This window comes from Streptomyces sp. NPDC026377 (assembly GCF_055567715.1).
Genome location: NZ_JBVHPV010000019.1, coordinates 99,216 through 116,397, shown reverse-complemented (window position 1 = coordinate 116,397; position 17,182 = coordinate 99,216). Strand labels below are relative to the sequence as shown.

19 protein-coding genes are annotated in these 17,182 nt (G+C 73.2%); 10 read left to right on the top strand and 9 right to left on the bottom strand.

Annotated elements, in window-relative coordinates:
- The first annotated feature begins 73 nt into the window (after nucleotides 1-73).
- Nucleotides 74-463 (top strand): ATP-binding protein, encoded by a 390-nt coding sequence (locus ACZ4MU_RS30160; protein WP_467882588.1) that lies wholly within the window; start codon nucleotides 74-76, stop codon nucleotides 461-463.
- Nucleotides 464-649: 186 nt separating this feature from the next.
- Here the strand turns inward: ACZ4MU_RS30160 and ACZ4MU_RS30155 are convergent, their stop codons facing one another.
- Nucleotides 650-2,716 (bottom strand): bifunctional glycosyltransferase 87/phosphatase PAP2 family protein, encoded by a 2,067-nt coding sequence (locus tag ACZ4MU_RS30155; RefSeq protein WP_467882540.1) that lies wholly within the window; start codon nucleotides 2,714-2,716, stop codon nucleotides 650-652.
- Between the two features lie 264 nt (nucleotides 2,717-2,980).
- Between ACZ4MU_RS30155 and ACZ4MU_RS30150 the strand changes: the two genes are divergently transcribed.
- Nucleotides 2,981-4,138: a DUF2330 domain-containing protein gene (locus tag ACZ4MU_RS30150; RefSeq protein WP_467882538.1), complete on the top strand. Its 1,158-nt coding sequence runs from the start codon at nucleotides 2,981-2,983 to the stop codon at nucleotides 4,136-4,138.
- 347 nt (nucleotides 4,139-4,485) lie between these two features.
- On the opposite strand, the gene ACZ4MU_RS30145 is transcribed toward ACZ4MU_RS30150, so the two are convergent.
- Together ACZ4MU_RS30145 and ACZ4MU_RS30140 are read right to left on the bottom strand one after the other, a co-directional pair.
- Nucleotides 4,486-5,076, bottom strand: a complete 591-nt coding sequence (locus tag ACZ4MU_RS30145) for a hypothetical protein (RefSeq protein ID WP_467882536.1) — start codon at nucleotides 5,074-5,076, stop codon at nucleotides 4,486-4,488.
- Nucleotides 5,076-5,675 (bottom strand): hypothetical protein, encoded by a 600-nt coding sequence (locus ACZ4MU_RS30140; protein ID WP_467882535.1) that lies wholly within the window; start codon nucleotides 5,673-5,675, stop codon nucleotides 5,076-5,078. Before ACZ4MU_RS30140 ends, ACZ4MU_RS30145 begins: the two co-directional genes overlap by 1 nt.
- A gap of 88 nt (nucleotides 5,676-5,763) precedes the next feature.
- Here ACZ4MU_RS30140 and ACZ4MU_RS30135 point away from each other — a divergent pair, with 88 nt between their 5' ends.
- Nucleotides 5,764-6,267, top strand: a complete 504-nt coding sequence (locus ACZ4MU_RS30135) for a GNAT family N-acetyltransferase (RefSeq protein ID WP_467882532.1) — start codon at nucleotides 5,764-5,766, stop codon at nucleotides 6,265-6,267.
- Between the two features lie 55 nt (nucleotides 6,268-6,322).
- On the opposite strand, the gene ACZ4MU_RS30130 is transcribed toward ACZ4MU_RS30135, so the two are convergent.
- Entirely contained in the window at nucleotides 6,323-8,377 is a 2,055-nt protein-coding gene (locus ACZ4MU_RS30130; protein ID WP_467882530.1) for an MDR family MFS transporter, read from the bottom strand.
- Nucleotides 8,378-8,529: 152 nt separating this feature from the next.
- On the opposite strand from ACZ4MU_RS30130, the gene ACZ4MU_RS30125 reads away from it, so the two are divergent.
- Entirely contained in the window at nucleotides 8,530-9,444 is a 915-nt protein-coding gene (locus tag ACZ4MU_RS30125) for a peptidoglycan-binding domain-containing protein (protein WP_467882528.1), read from the top strand.
- Nucleotides 9,445-9,611: 167 nt separating this feature from the next.
- Entirely contained in the window at nucleotides 9,612-10,277 is a 666-nt protein-coding gene (locus ACZ4MU_RS30120) for an HAD-IA family hydrolase (protein ID WP_467882525.1), read from the top strand.
- A gap of 27 nt (nucleotides 10,278-10,304) precedes the next feature.
- Here ACZ4MU_RS30120 and ACZ4MU_RS30115 read toward each other — a convergent pair whose 3' ends face one another.
- Together ACZ4MU_RS30115 and ACZ4MU_RS30110 are read right to left on the bottom strand one after the other, a co-directional pair.
- On the bottom strand, nucleotides 10,305-10,886 hold the full coding sequence (locus ACZ4MU_RS30115; RefSeq protein WP_467882523.1) for a TMEM165/GDT1 family protein: 582 nt from the start codon (nucleotides 10,884-10,886) through the stop codon (nucleotides 10,305-10,307).
- A gap of 357 nt (nucleotides 10,887-11,243) precedes the next feature.
- Nucleotides 11,244-11,981: an ABC transporter permease gene (locus ACZ4MU_RS30110; protein WP_467882521.1), complete on the bottom strand. Its 738-nt coding sequence runs from the start codon at nucleotides 11,979-11,981 to the stop codon at nucleotides 11,244-11,246.
- 257 nt (nucleotides 11,982-12,238) lie between these two features.
- Between ACZ4MU_RS30110 and ACZ4MU_RS30105 the strand changes: the two genes are divergently transcribed.
- The 3 genes from ACZ4MU_RS30105 to ACZ4MU_RS30095 all read left to right on the top strand — a co-directional run bounded on the left by ACZ4MU_RS30105 (nucleotide 12,239) and on the right by ACZ4MU_RS30095 (nucleotide 14,587).
- The gene (locus ACZ4MU_RS30105) at nucleotides 12,239-12,892 is read left to right on the top strand and encodes an HNH endonuclease family protein (RefSeq protein ID WP_467882519.1); all 654 of its coding nucleotides are present in this window, start codon (nucleotides 12,239-12,241) and stop codon (nucleotides 12,890-12,892) included.
- Between the two features lie 418 nt (nucleotides 12,893-13,310).
- Nucleotides 13,311-13,793: a DoxX family protein gene (locus ACZ4MU_RS30100; RefSeq protein WP_467882516.1), complete on the top strand. Its 483-nt coding sequence runs from the start codon at nucleotides 13,311-13,313 to the stop codon at nucleotides 13,791-13,793.
- 152 nt (nucleotides 13,794-13,945) lie between these two features.
- The gene (locus ACZ4MU_RS30095; protein WP_467882585.1) at nucleotides 13,946-14,587 is read left to right on the top strand and encodes a DedA family protein; all 642 of its coding nucleotides are present in this window, start codon (nucleotides 13,946-13,948) and stop codon (nucleotides 14,585-14,587) included.
- Here ACZ4MU_RS30095 and ACZ4MU_RS30090 read toward each other — a convergent pair.
- Complete coding sequence (locus ACZ4MU_RS30090; RefSeq protein ID WP_358837732.1) at nucleotides 14,571-14,801, bottom strand: DUF2277 domain-containing protein; 231 nt, start codon at nucleotides 14,799-14,801, stop codon at nucleotides 14,571-14,573. The genes ACZ4MU_RS30095 and ACZ4MU_RS30090 overlap by 17 nt on opposite strands.
- Before the next feature lie 51 nt (nucleotides 14,802-14,852).
- Here ACZ4MU_RS30090 and ACZ4MU_RS30085 point away from each other — a divergent pair, with 51 nt between their 5' ends.
- Together ACZ4MU_RS30085 and ACZ4MU_RS30080 are read left to right on the top strand one after the other, a co-directional pair.
- On the top strand, nucleotides 14,853-15,296 hold the full coding sequence (locus tag ACZ4MU_RS30085; RefSeq protein WP_467882514.1) for an RNA-binding S4 domain-containing protein: 444 nt from the start codon (nucleotides 14,853-14,855) through the stop codon (nucleotides 15,294-15,296).
- A 163-nt stretch (nucleotides 15,297-15,459) separates the two neighbouring features.
- Nucleotides 15,460-15,744: a hypothetical protein gene (locus ACZ4MU_RS30080; protein ID WP_467882512.1), complete on the top strand. Its 285-nt coding sequence runs from the start codon at nucleotides 15,460-15,462 to the stop codon at nucleotides 15,742-15,744.
- Nucleotides 15,745-15,895: 151 nt separating this feature from the next.
- On the opposite strand, the gene ACZ4MU_RS30075 is transcribed toward ACZ4MU_RS30080, so the two are convergent.
- Entirely contained in the window at nucleotides 15,896-16,717 is an 822-nt protein-coding gene (locus ACZ4MU_RS30075) for a CbtA family protein (protein WP_467882511.1), read from the bottom strand.
- An 18-nt stretch (nucleotides 16,718-16,735) separates the two neighbouring features.
- Entirely contained in the window at nucleotides 16,736-16,960 is a 225-nt protein-coding gene (locus tag ACZ4MU_RS30070) for a CbtB domain-containing protein (protein WP_467882509.1), read from the bottom strand.
- Between the last annotated feature and the right edge of the window lie 222 nt (nucleotides 16,961-17,182).

Here is a 17,182-nt window from a genome sequence, read left to right as displayed (position 1 = left end):
TGTATTCGTTTCGTAGCCGAGAGTAGCCAGCGCGCGGGACGCTCGTACCGTGAACGACAATTCCCAGTACGGCATGCGCTTGACGGTCGGCGCGCACTCCGCCCGCCACGTCCGCAGGATCGTCCGTATGCACCTCGACCTCTGGGCCATGTCCGACCTCGTGGACGCGGTCGAACTCGCCGTGACGGAGCTGCTCGCCAATGTGGTGCGGCATGTGCCGGACCGCTACTGCGAGTTGCTGCTCCAACGCCGCCCGCACGGCGTGCGGGTCGAGGTGTCGGACCGCCATCCGCAGCTTCCGCTCCCTCTCGACGCGTCGGAGGAGGACGAGTTCGGGCGCGGGCTCGTCCTCCTCGATGCGGTGGTCGACCGGTGGGGGGTGACGCCGGGGCAGGTTACGGCCGGTAAGACGGTCTGGTTCGAGTGCGGCAGCGCACCGGCTGCCCCCCGCCCCCGTCAGTAAGCCGTCGCCCAGAAATTCAGCCCGCGTAGTCGCGGATCACCTTCCGCGCCACCCGTGACCGCGCGCCCGCGAGCTCCGCGTCGACGGCGGCGGTGCAGTCGTCGGCCGGGCGGACGGCGGCCGGGTGCGGCACCGGGGGCCGGACGGCGCACTCGGGCTGTGGGCGGGCGTGGTGCCGCTGCGGAGCTACTTCGGCGCGCCGGAGCCCGACCCGGCTCTGCCCGCCGGCATCGCGCTGCCGCCCCATGTCGCCGCTCTGGGCGCGGGCGGCTCGGGGAGCTGAACGCCGCGCGGGCCCGCCAGGACGTACACCAGGGCGAAGCCCGCGCCGACGACCGTCGCGCCGCCCACCGCGTCCAGCACCCAGTGGTTGGCGGTGACCACGATCGCGCACACCGTGAAGAGCGGGTGGAGCAGGCCCAGGGCCTTCATCCACAGCTTGGGGGCCACCACCGCGATCACGATCCCGCACCACAGCGACCAGCCGAAGTGCAGCGACGGCATCGCCGCGTACTGGTTGGTGACCTGCGTCATCGGCCCGTAGTCCGGATTGGCCAGGTCCTGCGGGCCGTGGACGGTGTCGATGAAGTCCATGCCCGGCATCAGGCGGGGCGGGGCCAGCGGGAAGAACCAGAAGCCGAGCAGGCCGAGGAGCGTGGCGAAGCCCAGGGCCGAGCGCGCCCAGCGGTAGTCCACCGGGCGGCGGACGTACAGCACGGCGAGGATCGCCAGCGGCACGATGAAGTGGAACGTCTCGTAGTAGAAGTCGAAGAACGAGCCGAGCCACTTCACGTTCTGGATCGCGTGGTTGGCCCAGTGCTCGACGTCGATGTGGAGGGCGCGCTCGATGGCCGCGATGGTGCGGCCGTGCGCCTGCGCGGTCTCGCGCCCGGCGGTGGCCTCCAGCCGGATGTGGGAGTACGCGGAGTAGCCGACGCGGATGACGAGCAGTTCCAGCAGGAGGTTGGGGCGGCCGAGCACCCGGCGCCACAGCGGCAGCAGCGGGACGCGGGCCCAGCGCGCGGGGGCGGGGCGGGCGTAGGTGGTGGGAACCGGTGTACGGAAGTGCTCACCGGCGCGCGACAGGAACGGCACCAGGCAGGCCGCCGCCAGCGCGGTCAGCAGCGGAACGTTTTCGCGCAGCGGCTGGAGGAACCCCACGTTGGGCAGGAGCACCGCGCCCGGGAGCGTCATCACCAGGACGACCACGGCGGGCCAGGCGGGCCGGTCGCGCTCCTTGGTCCCGGCCCGGCCGACCATCGCGAACAGCACCCACAGGAGCTGGTGCTGCCAGGCCGTCGGCGAGACGGCGACCGCGACACAGCCGGTGAGGGCGACCGCGAGCAGCAACTGGCCGTCGCGCGCGTACCGTACGGCCCGGCGCAGGCCGACGACGGTCACGGCGGCGGCGAGGACGGCGAACAGCGCGATCTCCAGCGGGCCTTCGAGGCCGAGGCGGAGCAGGGCCCCGTGCAGGGACTGGTTGGCGAGGCCGTCGGGACGGGCGCCGAGCCCGGCGCCCGCCACGTGGTGCACCCAGTACGTCCAGGAGTCGTGCGGCATGACCGCCCAGGCCAGGGCGGTCGCCCCGGCGAAGGTGGCGGTGGTGGAGAGGGCCGCGCGCCGGCGGCCGGTGAGCCACAGCAGCGGGACGAAGAGCAGCACGGTGGGCTGGAGGGCCGCGCCGACGCCCATGAGCACACCGGAACAGCGCTCACCCCGTACGGCGAAGCAGCCGAGCAGGACGAGCAGGACGGGGATGATGCTGGTCTGGCCGGTGGTGAGGGCGTTGCGGACCGGCAGCGAGACCATGAGCAGACTGATGGCGACGGGCACGGCCAATAACGAGCCGCCGCGCGGGAGCGGCCCCGGCAGCGCGCGGGCGGCCACGGCGCCGAGCACGGCGACCAGAAGCAGCGTGGAGAACGTCCAGGCCACGCCGAGCGCCTGTTCCGCCGCGTGGGTCAGCGGTTTGAGGACGAGCCCGGCGAAGGGGGTGCCGGTGAAGTGCTCGGTGTCGTACAGGTCGCCGCGCACGTGCAGCACACCGTCGGCTCCGGCGGCGCCGGTCCAGGTCTCCAGGTCGGTGAGCCGTTCCCCGGGGGGAAGCCGCAGGACGTGGGCCATCTGCCGTATCGCGAGAACGGCCGCCAAGAGCCACATGACCACCCGGGCCGTGCCCATCCGGGTGTCGGCCGCCTCCGCGTCCAAGTCCACCGTGCTGCCGCGTCTGCCGTGCTCCGCATTCGCCACGCCCCGCCGAACCTCCCACCGTCTGTCGTTGGCCCGCTGTCAGTCCGCCGCACGGCCGTCCGGCCGTGGGTGGCCTGCCCTCAGAGCCTCGCACCACCCCTGTGAAGAGACTCAGGCAACCCCCCCTTCGCCTGACTGTCACCCGTGTTTTGACCGAAAGCGCCTCGCCCGGTGGCCGCGGCGCACCGGAACCGGACCCGCCGCGACGCCGTCGTAGCTCCCGTCGGCGATGACGCCGACGGCGGGCGGACGGAGGGCGGGGGCATGCGAGGCAGAGGCGTCGCACGGCGGACATGGCTGGTCACGGGGGCGTTGCTTGCGTTGCAACTGGGTTCCCTGGTGGCGCCCGCGTACGCCTGCGGGTGTGGTGCGATGGTCCACGGCACGGGGACGCGACTGGCCGTGCGCCAGGAGACGTCGGCGGTGCGGTGGGACGGGCGGAGTGAGCAGATCGTGATGAGTCTCACGGTCGACGGCGACGCCCCGGACGCGGCGTGGATCATGCCGGTGCCGCACCGGGCGACGGTGACGCTCGGCGAGCGCGCCCTCTTCTCCGAGCTGGAGCGCGTGGTGGCGCCGGTGCACCGGGACCGTGACCACTTCTGGCCGGAAGACGGCGACTGGCCCTTCTCCCACGACCGCCGCACGGTCGGCGACGGCGCACCGGCCCCGGGTGCGGCGGCGCCGTCGGTCGGAGTGGTCGGCCGTGAACGCCTCGGCCCCTTCGACGTGGCCCGCCTCACGGCCACGGACCCGGACGCGCTGCGCGACTGGCTGAGGGCGAACGGCTTCCGGCTCCCGCCCGCGCTCTCCACCGAGCTGCGGCCGTACGTGGAGGGCAAGTGGGAGTACGTGGCGGTCCGCCTGGCTCCCGCGTCCGGGACCGGCCCTCTGAGGGGCACGCTCGACCCCCTGAAGCTGACGTTCGCGAGCGAGCGCCCGGTCTACCCGATGCGGCTCTCACGCCTGGCGAGGACGCCGCAGTCGCTGCGGCTGTACGTGCTCTCCGCGCACCGGATGGAACCGGAGTCGGCGATCGGCGGCGGGGCGGTGGAGGTGCTGTACGCGGGGCGGCTGCGGGGGGAGGCCGGCGGCGAGTTGGCGCGGTTCGCGCAGGTGCCGTACGGGGGTGACGCCACGGCCGGGACCCCCTACCTCACGGCGCTGAACCAGTCGTTCGGGCGCCCGTCGCAGATCACGGGCGACCACGAGCTGGTCCGGGCGGGCGACGACGAGCCGTTCCAGCGGGTGATCTACCGCGACCGGCTGATGCGGGTCGCAGGGGTGCCGGCGTGGTTGGTGGCGGTGGGGGGCGGGGTGGTGGCCGGGGTGACGGCGGCGCTGCTCCTCGTACGCCACCGGACCCGCCGCCGCCCGGTGCCCCCGCCCCCACCGGTGCTGGTGCCGCCACCGCTGGGGTGAGAGTCGTCGCGGGGGGGGGTGCCGTGGCCTGCGGGCTGCCTTCGCCCGCGGGCCCGCTGTGGCTGGCAGCGCAGTTCCCCGCGCCCCCGAGGGGTCTGCCTTCGTCTGCGGCCGGTGGGGGCTGGTCGCGCAGTTCCCCGCGCCCCTGAGGGGGTTGGCATCACCCGGGACGCAGGCTCGGCCACGGCACCCTCAGGGAACGGCCGCCGCAACCACGGGCCCCCAAGGGGCGCGGGGAACGGCGCGAGCAACCCACCACAACCGTCCGACACCATCCGGGGGTCCGCCGGGGCCGCGCCCCTGAAGGGGTTCACCGCAGCCCGGGACGCAGCCTCAGCACCACCCGGTTACAGCTCCAGCATCCGCTCCGTCAGCTCCCGGCACTCCCGCAGCGCCAACCGCAACTCCTCCGTGTCGCCCTTGGCGGAAAGGTCCCGTCGGCGTTCCTTCACGAGTTCCGCGATCCGCGCCGCCGTCTCACCCAGTACCGCGTCGGCCTCCTCGACCGACTTGCGGGGCTCGTCGACGAACCCCGTCACCGCCCGGTGCAGCCGCAGCGCCCACTTGTCGCGCTCCTCGGTGGGAAGCAGGGCGGACGGTGCGAGTTCGGCGGGCGGAGGCGGCGCGGGCTGCTCGCCCGGCACCATGGCCGTGGCGGAGTCCGACGCGCCCATCCCCGGCTCCGGCACGCTCAGCCCCGGCTCGGGGGCCCGGCCCGCCACACCGGATTCCCGTGTCCCCGGGTCGGAACCCCGCACCCCCGCACCGGAATCCCGTATCCCCGGGTCGGAACCCCGTACGGTCGGCGCCACCGGCGGCGTGGCAGGGGACTGGGGGGACTGGGCCTGCTCCAGACCCGGTTCGGGCCGGGTGCCCGCCGCACCCGCACCCGCTCCCGCTCCCGCGCCAACCCCCGCCGAATCGTCGTGCTGCCTCATCACACCGCCCCCTTCGCATGGCGCCGCGGCAGAGACGGGCGGCGCGTCGGCTGGGCATGGCGCGGCCCGGCCGTCAGTAGCTCCTCGAACAGGCTGCGGGCCTCGATGACCGCCTCCCGGATCTCCTCGGTGTCACCCGTGCCCCGCGCGGCGCGGTGCACCCGGCGGTAGCCGTCGAGCTGCCCGGCGTGGTGCACGGACAGCGCCGCGATCTGCTCCTCGTACTCCTTCGCCGCCGGGAAGCCCCGCTCCTCGGCGAGCGCGGCCACCAGCTGGTCGGCCGCCTCGGCGGCCCGCCGCGGCGAGTCGACGAACTGCTCCTGGATCCCCGCCCAGCGGGCGAGGTAGTGCTCGCGGACCTCGGGGGTCAGCGGACGCTCGGAGAGCGAGCCGTGCCGCTTCAGCCGCTCGGTCAGTTCGCGCTCGGCGGCCCGGCGGTCCCCGTCGTGCAGGACGACCGCCCGGTCGTATTCGGGACCGAAGCGCTTGCGCAGCCCGCGCCCCCCGGTCGCCGACCCGCGCAGCGCGAACCGGACGACGACGGCGAGCACGGCGAGGGCGAGCACCGCGATCAGGACGACAATCACGATCGTGGACATGTGTGCCTTCCCGGTGAGTTGGTCCTTGCCCGCCGGGTTGCCTGGAATTCGGTGGCCAAACGGTGCGTGCGTCGGGTAGGCAGACGCCATGAGTTGGATCATGAACCGCGAACCGTACGACTCCCCCGACGCGGCGCTGCTCCGCCGCGAGTACTACGACGAGGTGGCGAGCCGCTGGTACGGCCGCCCCGCCACCGCCGAGGAGATCGAGCAGGGCCTGACGGACGACGGCGCCGACCGGCTGCGGCCTCCGCTGGGCGACTTCGTGGTCGGCCGCCGCGACGGGGTGGCCGGTGCGTGCGGCGGGGTCCTGCTCTGCGAGACCGCCCCGGTCATCGAGGGCTCGGCCCCGGCCACCGCCGAGCTGACCCGTGTCTACGTACGCCCCGCCCTGCGCGGCACCGGAGGCGGCGCGGCCCTGCTGACCGCCCTGGAGACGGCCGCGCGCCGGCTCGGCGCCCGCCGCGTGGCCCTGGACACCCGTCATGACCTGGTCGAGGCGCGTGCCCTGTACGCGCGCAACGGCTATCGCGAGATCGAGGCGTACGAGCAACGCCCGTACGGGGAACGGTGGTTCGCCAAGGAGCTGTGAGGGCCGCAGAGGTAGGAGAGGCCGGGAGAAGCCGGGCAGCGGGGAAGCCGCCCGCTCATCTCGCGTGGTCGCGGTGCGGCCCCGGTCCCCGTGGCAGCTCCCCGTCCGAGCCGGACAGCTCGGCCGTCAGCTCCTCCACCAGCCTGACCAGGTCGGTCGGGCGGTCCGGGCCCCACCAGTCGCCCAACAGCTCCGCCAGGGACTCCTCACGGGCCCGGCCGAGCAGCAGGGCGGTCTCACGCCCGCTCCCGGTGGCGACCAGCTCCCTCCCCTCGCGGCGGGCCAGACCCCGCTCCTCCAGCTGCCGCCCGCCCTCGGTGATCACGGTGAGCGGTACGGGGGTGTGCTCGGCCAGCGCGGCGGGTTCGGCGGAGCCGTGGCGCTGGATGCGCAGCAGCAGCCAGCTCGCGGCGGGCAGCAGATCCAGTCCCGCCCTGGCGGTGATCTTCTCGTAGACCGTGCGGCGGCCCTCACGGGTGCCGAGCACCGACAGCGCCCGCGCGCACTCGTCGTACGACGAGCGCTCGACGGGGTTGGACGCCACGGTCTGGCTGGCGTCGGGCGCGGTGACCGCTCCGCGCAGCTTGTCCTCGTGCAGGAACCAGGCGATGGCGAAGGCGAGCAGTGTCACCGGGACCGCGTAGAGGAAGACATCGGTGATCGACTGCGCGTACGCGTGCAGCACCGGGGGACGCAACCTCGGCGGCAGTTGGGCGATCGTGCGCGGGTCGGCGGCCAGTCGGGAGGGGCCCGTGCCCGCCGGGAGCTCGCGGCCCGCCAGCGCGTCGGTGAGTTTGCCGTTCAGCCGGTTGGTGAAGACCGTGCCGAAGATCGCCACACCGAACGAGGCGCCGATCGAGCGGAAGAAGGTCGCCCCGGAGGTGGCCACGCCCAGGTCGGCGTAGGCGACCGCGTTCTGGACGACCAGGACGAGCACCTGCATCACCAGACCGAGCCCCGCGCCGAAGACGAAGAAGTACAGGCTCATCTCCCAGGTGGAGCTGGTCTCCGTGAGCCGGTGCAGCAGGAGCAGGCCGACGGTGACGATGGCCGTGCCCGCCAGGGGGAAGACCTTCCAGCGGCCCGTACGGGACACGATCTGGCCGGAGACGGTCGAGGTCAGCAGCAGCCCGAGCACCATTGGCAGCATGTGCACGCCGGACATGGTGGGGGTGACGCCCTGGACGACCTGGAGGAACGTCGGCAGATAGGTCATCGCGCCGAACATCGCGAAGCCGATGACGAAGCTGATCACGGCGACGAGCGTGAAGGTGCGGATACGGAACAGCTTCAGCGGAAGAACCGGCTCCGCCGCCTTCCGCTCCACGGCGACGAACGCGCCGAGCAGCACCGCGCCCAGTACCGCGAGCCCGATGATCTGTGCCGAGCCCCAGGCCCAGGTGGTGCCGCCGAGCGAGGCGACGAGGACCAGGCAGGTGGCGACGGAGGCGATCAGGAAGGTGCCGAGGTAGTCGATGGTGTGACGGGTACCGTGCACGGGGATGTGCAGGACCGCCGCGATCACCAGGAGCGCGACGACGCCGACCGGCAGATTGACGTAGAACACCCAGCGCCAGCTGAGGTGTTCTGTGAAGAGGCCGCCGAGCAGCGGACCGAGGACACTGGTCGCGCCGAACACGGCACCGAACAGGCCCTGGTAGCGGCCTCGTTCACGGGGCGGGACGAGGTCGCCGACGATCGCCATCGACAGCACCATCAGCCCGCCGCCACCGAGGCCCTGGAGCGCCCGGAAGGCGATCAACTGCCCCATGTCCTGCGCCACTCCGCACAGCGCCGAGCCGACGAGGAAGATCACGATGGCGGCCTGGAACAGCTTCTTCCTGCCGTACTGGTCACCGAGTTTGCCCCATAGCGGGGTCGCGGCGGTGGAGGCGAGCATGTACGCGGTGACCACCCACGACAGGTGCTCCATCCCGCCGAGCTCGCTGACGATGGTGGGCAGGGCGGTGGAGACGATGGTCTGGTCGAGCGCGGCCAGCAGCATACCGAGGAGCAGCGCGCCGATGGCGACGAGCACGGTCCGCCGTTCGTGCCCGGCGCCGGGGCCGCCCCCCGGGGAGAGTGCGGTGGAGGCCGTTTCCTGAGCCATGGGCCGCCCCTCTCTGTCGCCGTCGGCGGGCCGCCTCTCTCCATCCTGATAGCAATGTCCGAATATGGCCTGCCGGGCAGCCCGGGGCCCCCTCTTCCACCCCGCCCGGGACCTGCATAATCGCAGGCAGCTCAAGGGGAGGGGACCCAACGATGACGGGACACGCATGTCCTGAATGCGATGCCTACGGCGAGCCCACGGGCAGCCCTAACTGCGCCTGCGCGGCACCGGTACCGCCGGAGGACTTCGACCCCCTGCGCATCAGGCCGTACGTAACCCTGAAAAACCTGAACCAGCCCCCGGCCGAACCCCCAGGGGCGCGGGGAACCGCGCACCCAGCCCACGACGACCGCCACCCGACGAACCACGCCCCGGCCGCACCCTTCAACACCGATCACCCCAACCCCTCAGGGGCGCGGGGAACTGCGCGCCGAGCCACAGACGACCCACACCCGACCACCGGCAACGGCACCCGCACCCGCACCCTCTGGCTCGCCCTCGCCGCCGCAGCGATAGCCACCACCGCCTTCGCCACGAACGCCCTCCTCGGCGGCGACGGCGACGGCGACGAAGCAGGCGCGGCCACCACCGTCAGCACCGCCCCGTACACAGAAGCCACCCCCACCACCACCTCCGCACCGAGCAGCACCCGCACCCCCCGCACCCCCGCGGGCACCACCTCCCCCCGCAAGCCCTCCCCCTCCCGCACCCCCGCCCGTACGACCAAGCAGCAGCCCACCCCCACCCAGTCCCGCCGCCCCGCGGCGCCCCCCGCGAAGACCCCGTCCCCGACCACCGGCACCGGCACCGTCGACACCACCAAAGCCCCGGTCCCTCCCCCCGCCACCGCCCCCGTACTGCGCCGTGGCGACAGCGGCCCCGAGGTCGCGGAGCTCCAGGACCGGCTGGCCCAGTTGACGATCTACAACGGACGGATCGACGGCCACTTCAACTCCAAGACGGAGAACGCGGTGCGGACGTACCAGTCGTACATGGGCCTCCAGAGCGACCCCCCGGGCGTCTACGGCCCGGAGACCCGCAGGGCCCTGGAGGCACAGACCTCCTAGGCGGCCACCAGGCACCCGCCCCGGGCGCCTCCGCACGCCACCACGCCACCCGGTTGGACCATTCGGCCCTTTGTTTTGTATCGTGATGGAACAAAGTGGTTCCGCCCGTATTCCCTGACCGGCGGGCGGAGCCACTTGTCTCCGCTCCCGCCTCCAGGAGTCCGCCGATGACGGCCACCCCCGCCACCCTGACCGCCCGCGCCCTCCTGCTCGACATGGACGGCACGATCGTCAACTCCGACGCCGTCGTCGAGCGCTGCTGGCGCCGCTGGGCCGTGGAGCACGGGCTGGACCCCGAGGAGGCGCTGAAGGTCGTCCACGGCCGCCAGGGCTACGCCACGATGGCGGTCCTCCTCCCCGACCGCCCGATGGAGCAGAACTACGCGGACAACCGCGTGATGCTCGCCGAGGAGACGGCCGACACCGACGGCGTCGTCCCGGTCCCGGGCGCCCCCGCCTTCATGGCCTCCCTCGCCGGACTCCCGCACGCCCTGGTGACCTCGGCGAACGAGCCGCTGGCCCAGGCCAGGATGGGTGCGGCCGGGCTGCCGGTGCCGGCCGTACGCGTCACGGCCGAGTGCGTCGGCGCGAGCAAGCCGGACCCGGAGGGCTTCCTCAAGGGCGCCGCCGAGCTGGGCTTCGACCCGGCGGACTGCATCGTCTTCGAGGACTCCGAGGCGGGCATCCAGGCGGGTCTGGCGGCGGGGATGCGGGTCGTGGGCGTGGGCCCCCGGGCGGCGGCCCACCACCCGACGGCACACGTCCCGGACCTGACGCATGTGACGGTGACGCGGACCCCGGCGGGCGAGCTCATCCTGACGATCACGCCGTAGCGGGGCCGGGGGGCGCAGGGGCGCCCCTCAGCCGGTGACGGCCTCGAACAGGCTGAACCCCGCCAGCGCGGCCATCAGGCCCGCCGCCACCTTGGTGATCAGCCGCAGCGGCACGTACCTCATCAGCGTCCGCCCGCCCACGATCCCGAGCCCCGCGACCGCCCACAGCGCCAGCACCGCGCCCAGCCCCACCGACAGCGGGCTGTCGTACCGCGCTGCCAGGTTCGCCGTCATGATCTGCGTCAGGTCCCCGAACTCGGCGACCAGGATCAGCATGAACCCCGCCCCCGACACCTTCCAGAACGACTGGTCCGCCGGGGCCTTCACCCCGTCCTCCTCCTCGTCCTTCTTGAAGAGCAGCATCGCCGCGCCCGCCAGGAAGAGGACGCCCACGATCGCCTGGAGCAGCCGGTGCGGCAGCAGGGTCAGTACGCTGCCCGCCGCGATGGCGAGCGCCACATGCAGCAGGAACGCCGCCGCGACGCCGGTGAACACGTACGACGCCTTGTAGCGGGTGCCGAGCATCAGCCCCGCGAGCGCGGTCTTGTCGGGGAGCTCGGCGAGGAAGACCACACCGAAGGTGATGGCCAGGACGGTGAAGCTGAACACGGAGATGTTCCTCAATCGGTCGGGCGCGGCGCGGCCGTACCGAGAGCGTTTCGCGAAAGGAATCCGGGGTCGCTTCGGCACGGCAGCGCCATGAAGCGGTCACGGACATGGACACTGCGGCCGAAGGTCTCGCTGGCGGGCCCTCGCGGGCCTGCCTCCGGGCGCCGGCTGGTCACTCCCTGGGGAGGTTCCAGCAGTATGTCGACGGTCCGGCGAAGAGCTACTCCCCTTCTGCTCCGTACAGAATACGTGACCCCGCCCCCGCCCGGCAGGGACCAAAGTCCCACCCGGACGCACCGCGCCCCCCGCGCCGCGCCGGGGCCGCCACGCGCCGCCCGCCGCACCCCGTCCACGGCATCACCCCTCCCGGTGCACCCTTCCCCGCGCCACCAGCTCCAGCACCACCGACACCGCCACCGCCTGCACCGCCATCAGCGCTACCAGCACGAACAGCTGGACCGCGCCCGCCCGCACCGGCGACGCCCCGCCGAGCAACATGCCGACGAACGCGCCCGGCAGCGTGACCAGCCCCACGGTCCGCGTCTGGTCGAGCCCGGGCAGCAGCGCGTCCGAGGCGGCGGTCCCGGCCACCTCCAGCCGGGCGTCCCGGTCGGGCAGCCCGAGCGCCATCCCCGCCTCCACCTCCCCGCGCCGGACGGTCAGCTCGTCCAGCGCGCGCCGCCCGCCCAGGACCGTGGCGGTGAGGGCGCCGCCGATGAGGATGCCGGTGACGGGGATCAGCGCGATGCCCTTGACCGGCACGAGCCCGGTGAGCAGCAGCGCGCCGACCACGGGCGCCACCCCGGCGGCGATCGGCAGCGCGGCCCACCGCCAGGTGGCGTTGGGTGTCAGCCGCCGCCCGGCCGTACGCGCCGCCACCGCGTACATCAGCAGCAGGAAGCAGAGCAGCGGCGGCACCGAGCCGACCACCCAGTGGATCGCGCTCGCCACCACCGCGAGCTGGACGGCCGCCCGCACCCCGGCGACCAGGATCTCCCTCGACCGGCCGAGCCCCGCCAGCCGTGCGACACCGGCCGCGACCAGGAGCAGTACGGCGAGGACGACCCCGAGCGCGGGATTCACGGGCAGCAGCACGCGCCCACCGTACGCCGGGGGCCGGGCCGGAAACGGCCTCCCCACCGGGTGGCGCAACACCGGCATACGGGGCGTCAGTTCCCTTGCGGGACAAGGGCGATCAAGGAGGACGGGAAGTGCCGCAGCCCTTGATGTGACGTGCTCATGTCGCCACTCTGTTACCTGGCGCCCACCTGGCCGAAACCCGGTGCCGCCACGATGACCGGGCCGCGCACCCCCGCGCCCGGCCAAGGTCCCCCCACATCAAGGGAGTTCGCATGTCAGGTGTCTACGCGCGTCACGCAGCCAGGATCTCCGCACTCACCGCCTCCGCCGCCCTTCTCGCCACCGCGGGCCTGCTCGCCGCCCCGGGCGCGCAGGCCGCACCCCCCGCCCCGGTCAGCGCCGCGACCGCGCGCGACTATCTCGCCGCCATGCCCGCCACCGCGGAGGGCTCCTCGGACGGCTACAGCCGCTCCAAGTTCCCGCACTGGATCACCCAGTCCGGCACCTGCAACACCCGCGAGGTCGTCCTCAAGCGCGACGGCAGCAACGTCACCACGGACTCCAGCTGCGCGGCGGTCGGCGGAAGTTGGTACTCCGAGTACGACGGCGCCACCTGGACGGCCGCCGCCGACCTCGACATCGACCACGTCGTCCCGCTCGCCGAGGCCTGGCGCTCGGGCGCCAGCTCCTGGACGACCTCGCGGCGCCAGGGCTTCGCCAACGACCTGACGCGGCCGCAGCTGATCGCCGTCACCGACAACGTCAACCAGGCCAAGGGCGACAAGGACCCGGCCGAGTGGCTGCCCTCGCGCACGGCGTACCGCTGCACGTACGCCCGGATGTGGGTGGACGTGAAGCACTACTACAACCTGACCGTGGACTCCGCCGAGAAGTCCGCGCTCCAGTCCGTGCTCAACGGCTGCTGAGAGCCCGCCGAGCCACCGGGGCCCCTCCGCCGCTCCGGGTCTTCTCCACCACTCTCCCCCGCCGCCCTCCCCGGCGCCCGCGACGGCGCCGGGGAGGGCGGCGGCATGTACGGGCCGCCCCGCACTCCCACCGGCCCACTCCCCCACCGGACACTCCTCCCCGGGTCCACTCCTCCCCGGGTCCACTCCTCACCGGCCACTTCTCGCCGACCGCGCCCCTCCCCGCGCCGTGCGCCCGCCCGCCCCCGCACCCCGGCGTGTTTGTCACCGCACATGTAGGTCCCCCGTAAAGATGAATTCCGGCCAACATCAACCGGAATTGAGTCATCTACTTAAACTTGAACTTGCAAGCACTACTCAGGTCTACCTAACCTGGGCTCCACGGCCCCGTCCCCCACACCGAAGGAGCCCGTCCCCCATGGCTTCCCCCGCTCTCAACGCCGCGCTGCCCATCGAGCGCGCCAAGCCCTACGTCCTGGGCCTCTTCCGCATCGTCACCGGCTTCCTCTTCGCCTGCCACGGCGCCGCCTCGCTCTTCGGCTGGTTCGGCGGCGCGGCCGGGGCCGGCGGCACCGTCGCGACCGGCGCCTGGCCCAACTGGTACGCGGCCGTCATCCAGCTCGTCGGCGGTGTGCTGATCATGGCCGGGCTCTTCACCCGCTCGGCCGCCTTCCTCTCCTCGGGCTCCATGGCGTACGCCTACTTCGACGTACACCAGTCCAACGCGCTGCTCCCGCTCCAGAACGGCGGCGAGGCGTCCGCGATGTACGCCTGGGCCTTCCTGCTGCTCGTCTTCACCGGCCCCGGCGCGCTCGCCCTCGACGGACTGCTCGGGGGCCGGGCCGCCGCCACCGCGCCGGGCACCAGGGCCGCCGCGGCCCCCGCGGGCACTGCCCGCTGACGCACCGCCACCCACGCGGCCGGCCCCCGGTCCGCCGGTGCCTTCGCACCCCCGAACGGAATCCCCGCCCGCCCCAGGCGTACGCTGTACGGCTGTACAGCGACCCGGCCGCGGACCAGTGGCAGCGGGACGCATTCCGTTCGGGGGTCGTGGTGCTGGAGAGTGTGGGGTTGCTGACCGGCAGCCCATGGATTTATGCCGTGGTGACTGTCTCCGTCCTCCTCGACGTGTTCCTCCCCGTCCTGCCCAGCGGGGTCCTGGTGATCACCGCCGCCACCTCGGCGGCAGCCGGCTCGACCACCGCGGCAGGCGCCCCGCACGCCATACGCGACGTCCCCGACCTGCTGCTCCTCGCCGCCTGCGCCGCCGCTGCCTCGGTGCTCGGCGACCTCGTCGCGTACCGCCTCGCCTGGCGCGGCGGGGCGCGGCTGGACCGCGCCATCGCCCGCTCCCGCCGGCTGACCCGCGCACAGGAACGTCTCGGCGCCGCGCTGAGCCGGGGCGGCGGCGCGCTGGTCGTCATCGCCCGGTTCGCCCCGGCGGGCCGGTCCGTCGTCTCGCTCGGCGCGGGCGCGGCACACCGCACCCCCCGGGAGTTCCTGCCGTGGTCCGCGCTCGCCGGGGTGGCCTGGGCCGGATACAGCGTCGGCCTCGGCTACTTCGGCGGGCGCTGGCTCGGCGCGACCTGGCTGGGCACGGGCATCTCCGTCCTCGCCCTGTTCGCCGCGGGCTCCCTCGCCGCCTACGTGATGCGCCGCCCGGCGCCCGCGGCCGCGCCTACGCCGGCGTCCTGACCGGCACTCCCCGGATCTCCAGGCCCTCCAGCAGCTCGGCCGTCGCCCGCGCTATCTCGTCCACCGCCCGGTCGAAGACCTCCTGGTTGTGCGCGGCCGGGGCCCGGAAGCCGGAGACCTTGCGCACATACTGGAGAGCCGCCGCGCGGATCTCGTCGTCGGTGGCCTCCTCGGGGAGGGCCGGCGGCCTGAGTGTCTTGATGCTTCTGCACATGCCTCAAGTGTGACGGGTACCACTGACAACGGCCTCGGTAGAGTCTGAGACATGGCGGAAGCTGACGAGGCGAGGGCAGAGCGGGCCGGGGCGCCGGGGACACCGGCGGTACCACCGGCACCCGCGGGGCCCTCGGAGCCCGTACGGATCGACATCTGGATCTGGTCGGTCCGGCTCACCAAGACGCGTTCCCAGGCCGCGACCGCCTGCCGGGCCGGTCACGTGCAGCTCAACGGCGAGCGCGTCAAGCCCGCGCACACCGTGAAGCCCGGTGACGAGGTGCGGCTGCGGCTGGACGGGCGGGAGCGGATCGTCGTGGTCGCCAAGACCATCCGCAAGCGGGTGGGCGCGGCCGTCGCGGCCGAGACCTACGTCGACAACAGCCCGCCGCCGCCCGCCCGCGCGGACATGCTGGCCGTGGGCGTCCGCGACCGGGGCATGGGCCGCCCGACCAAGCGGGACCGCCGGGAGATGGAGCGGCTGAAGGGGCTGTAGGAGCTATAGGGGCAATAAGGGGTCCCGGAGATCTGCGGGATCTGCGGGATCTGCGGGGCGTCGGCTCGTACATAACGCGCAGGCGAACTCCCGCCGCCCCGGAGTAGCTTGGAGGGCGCCGGGGGCCAGGGGAGCCCCCGATCCGTCCCAGAGGGAACACGCCATGATCCTGTTGCTTCTCGTCCTGGCGCTGGTCCTGTACGGCTTCGGCTTCAGTCCCGGCGGCGTGGTGGTCTGCGTCGCCGTGGTGGCCGTACTCTTCAGCGCCCGGCGCCGTGGCCGCTCCACGGCACCCACCGGCGGCTCGTCCGGAGCCGGCGGAGCCGGCCGGGGCACCGACACGGACTATCGGGCCTATCGCGCCCGCCGGGACCGGATGGCCCGGTGGGAGCGGCGGTACCGCAGAGAACGGCAGATCCGTCTGTTCTCCGTGCGCCGCCCGGACTGACCGAGCGCCACGAAGCACCGCCGCACAGCGCGGCGAACACCTGAGCACTTGGGCACCTGCGCACCTCAGCACATGAGCAGCCGAGCACGATCCACGCGCGCGAGGGCCCCGGACCGATGACGGTCCGGGGCCCTCGCGCGTACGGCACCGGTCAGTGGGCGGGCGCCGCCTTGCCGTCGACGCCCTGGGGACTCTGGACGCCCTGGACGCTTTCGGCGCCCGCGGCCGGTGTGCCCGTGCTCCTGGACTCGGCCGCCGGGGCGGGCCCGGGTGCCAGGAGACGTTCGGCGAGGTGGCCGAAGACCAGTCCGAAGCCGGTCCACAAGGTGGCCTGGATGGCGAGCGCGGCCAGACGGAACTTCCACAGCAGCATCGCCGGGAAGTCCTTCGGCACCTCGTTCACGGCCGGCAGGAACGCGTACGCCAGCCCCACGGCGACCAGGAAGGCGGCCGAGGCGGCGACGGTGGCGTTCCAGTTGCCCAGGCGTGGCGCGAGCCGCCTGCCGAGGAGCACGGCGGCGACGGCGAGCAGCACGCTGAGCGCGATCATCAGGAAGTACAGGGCGGTGCGTCTGCCGATGGTGTCGGGGTCGCCGACGGACGGCGGGTTCGCCGGGTACTTCAGGAACGGGACGACGTAGACGGTCAGGAGGGCGCCGAGCGAGACGAAGGCGGCCGTGGCGCGCGGCCCGAACCGGCCGATACGGCCCAGCGCGACGCAGAACGCGAGCGCGGCGATGCCGCCCACGGCCACACCGAACACGAGCACACCGGTGGCGAGGCCGCCGGTGGCCTGGAGGGTGCGGCTGAACACCTCTTCGCCGTGCTCGTGGGCGTGCGCCTCCTCGAAGTCGATCGCCGCGTCCACCCGGGGCTCACCCAGGAGGTACGCCACGACGAGCGCAAGGGCGCCCGCCGCGAGTCCGGCGATCATGCCCCGCACCAGCAGGGCCCTGACGGACAGGGAGTTCACTTGAGGGTTCCCCTGGTCTCAGTGGCAGGGGAAGCCGAGCAGGTGGCGTCCGTCGTGCAGCCACTCGTGGACGTTCTCGCCGGAGAAGACGCTCGTGGCGCCCTGCTCGGAGCCGACGAAGTAGAGCAGCACCAGCATCAGGATGCCGAAGAAGAGGGCCCAGGGAGCGATCGCCTTGAGCGAGATGGGGGTGATGACAGGCGTTGCTTCGGCGCTGGGCGCAGGGGCGGCGGAAAGAGCCACGGCAGAACCTCCTGGGGAACACGCGTCCCGGTCATTGGTGCCTTTGTCGACGGTGGTGGGTCTGACTTCCCCGTCCTCGCCCCTTTGTTGGGGGCTCGCCGGGTTCACAGTGGCGCGACCGTGCCGGAATCTCACCGGGCTTCCTTCACACCGTCTTTATGTCGACGAGACCGTACCGCGTGACGGACCGCGCCGCTACGGCGCGCGGGGGCACGGCCCCCG

Excerpts from the sequence above, each read along its gene's own strand:
- ACZ4MU_RS30090 (WP_358837732.1), bottom strand. The coding sequence starts at position 14,801 with ATGTGCAGAAGCATCAAGACACTCAGGCCGCCGGCCCTCCCCGAGGAG.
- ACZ4MU_RS30135 (WP_467882532.1), top strand. The coding sequence starts at position 5,764 with ATGAGTTGGATCATGAACCGCGAACCGTACGACTCCCCCGACGCGGCG.
- ACZ4MU_RS30120 (WP_467882525.1), top strand. The coding sequence starts at position 9,612 with ATGACGGCCACCCCCGCCACCCTGACCGCCCGCGCCCTCCTGCTCGAC.
- ACZ4MU_RS30100 (WP_467882516.1), top strand. The coding sequence starts at position 13,311 with ATGGCTTCCCCCGCTCTCAACGCCGCGCTGCCCATCGAGCGCGCCAAG.
- ACZ4MU_RS30130 (WP_467882530.1), bottom strand. The coding sequence starts at position 8,377 with ATGGCTCAGGAAACGGCCTCCACCGCACTCTCCCCGGGGGGCGGCCCC.
- ACZ4MU_RS30145 (WP_467882536.1), bottom strand. The coding sequence starts at position 5,076 with ATGAGGCAGCACGACGATTCGGCGGGGGTTGGCGCGGGAGCGGGAGCG.
- ACZ4MU_RS30150 (WP_467882538.1), top strand. The coding sequence starts at position 2,981 with ATGCGAGGCAGAGGCGTCGCACGGCGGACATGGCTGGTCACGGGGGCG.
- ACZ4MU_RS30140 (WP_467882535.1), bottom strand. The coding sequence starts at position 5,675 with ATGTCCACGATCGTGATTGTCGTCCTGATCGCGGTGCTCGCCCTCGCC.
- ACZ4MU_RS30105 (WP_467882519.1), top strand. The coding sequence starts at position 12,239 with ATGTCAGGTGTCTACGCGCGTCACGCAGCCAGGATCTCCGCACTCACC.
- ACZ4MU_RS30125 (WP_467882528.1), top strand. The coding sequence starts at position 8,530 with ATGACGGGACACGCATGTCCTGAATGCGATGCCTACGGCGAGCCCACG.
- ACZ4MU_RS30080 (WP_467882512.1), top strand. The coding sequence starts at position 15,460 with ATGATCCTGTTGCTTCTCGTCCTGGCGCTGGTCCTGTACGGCTTCGGC.
- ACZ4MU_RS30085 (WP_467882514.1), top strand. The coding sequence starts at position 14,853 with ATGGCGGAAGCTGACGAGGCGAGGGCAGAGCGGGCCGGGGCGCCGGGG.
- ACZ4MU_RS30160 (WP_467882588.1), top strand. The coding sequence starts at position 74 with ATGCGCTTGACGGTCGGCGCGCACTCCGCCCGCCACGTCCGCAGGATC.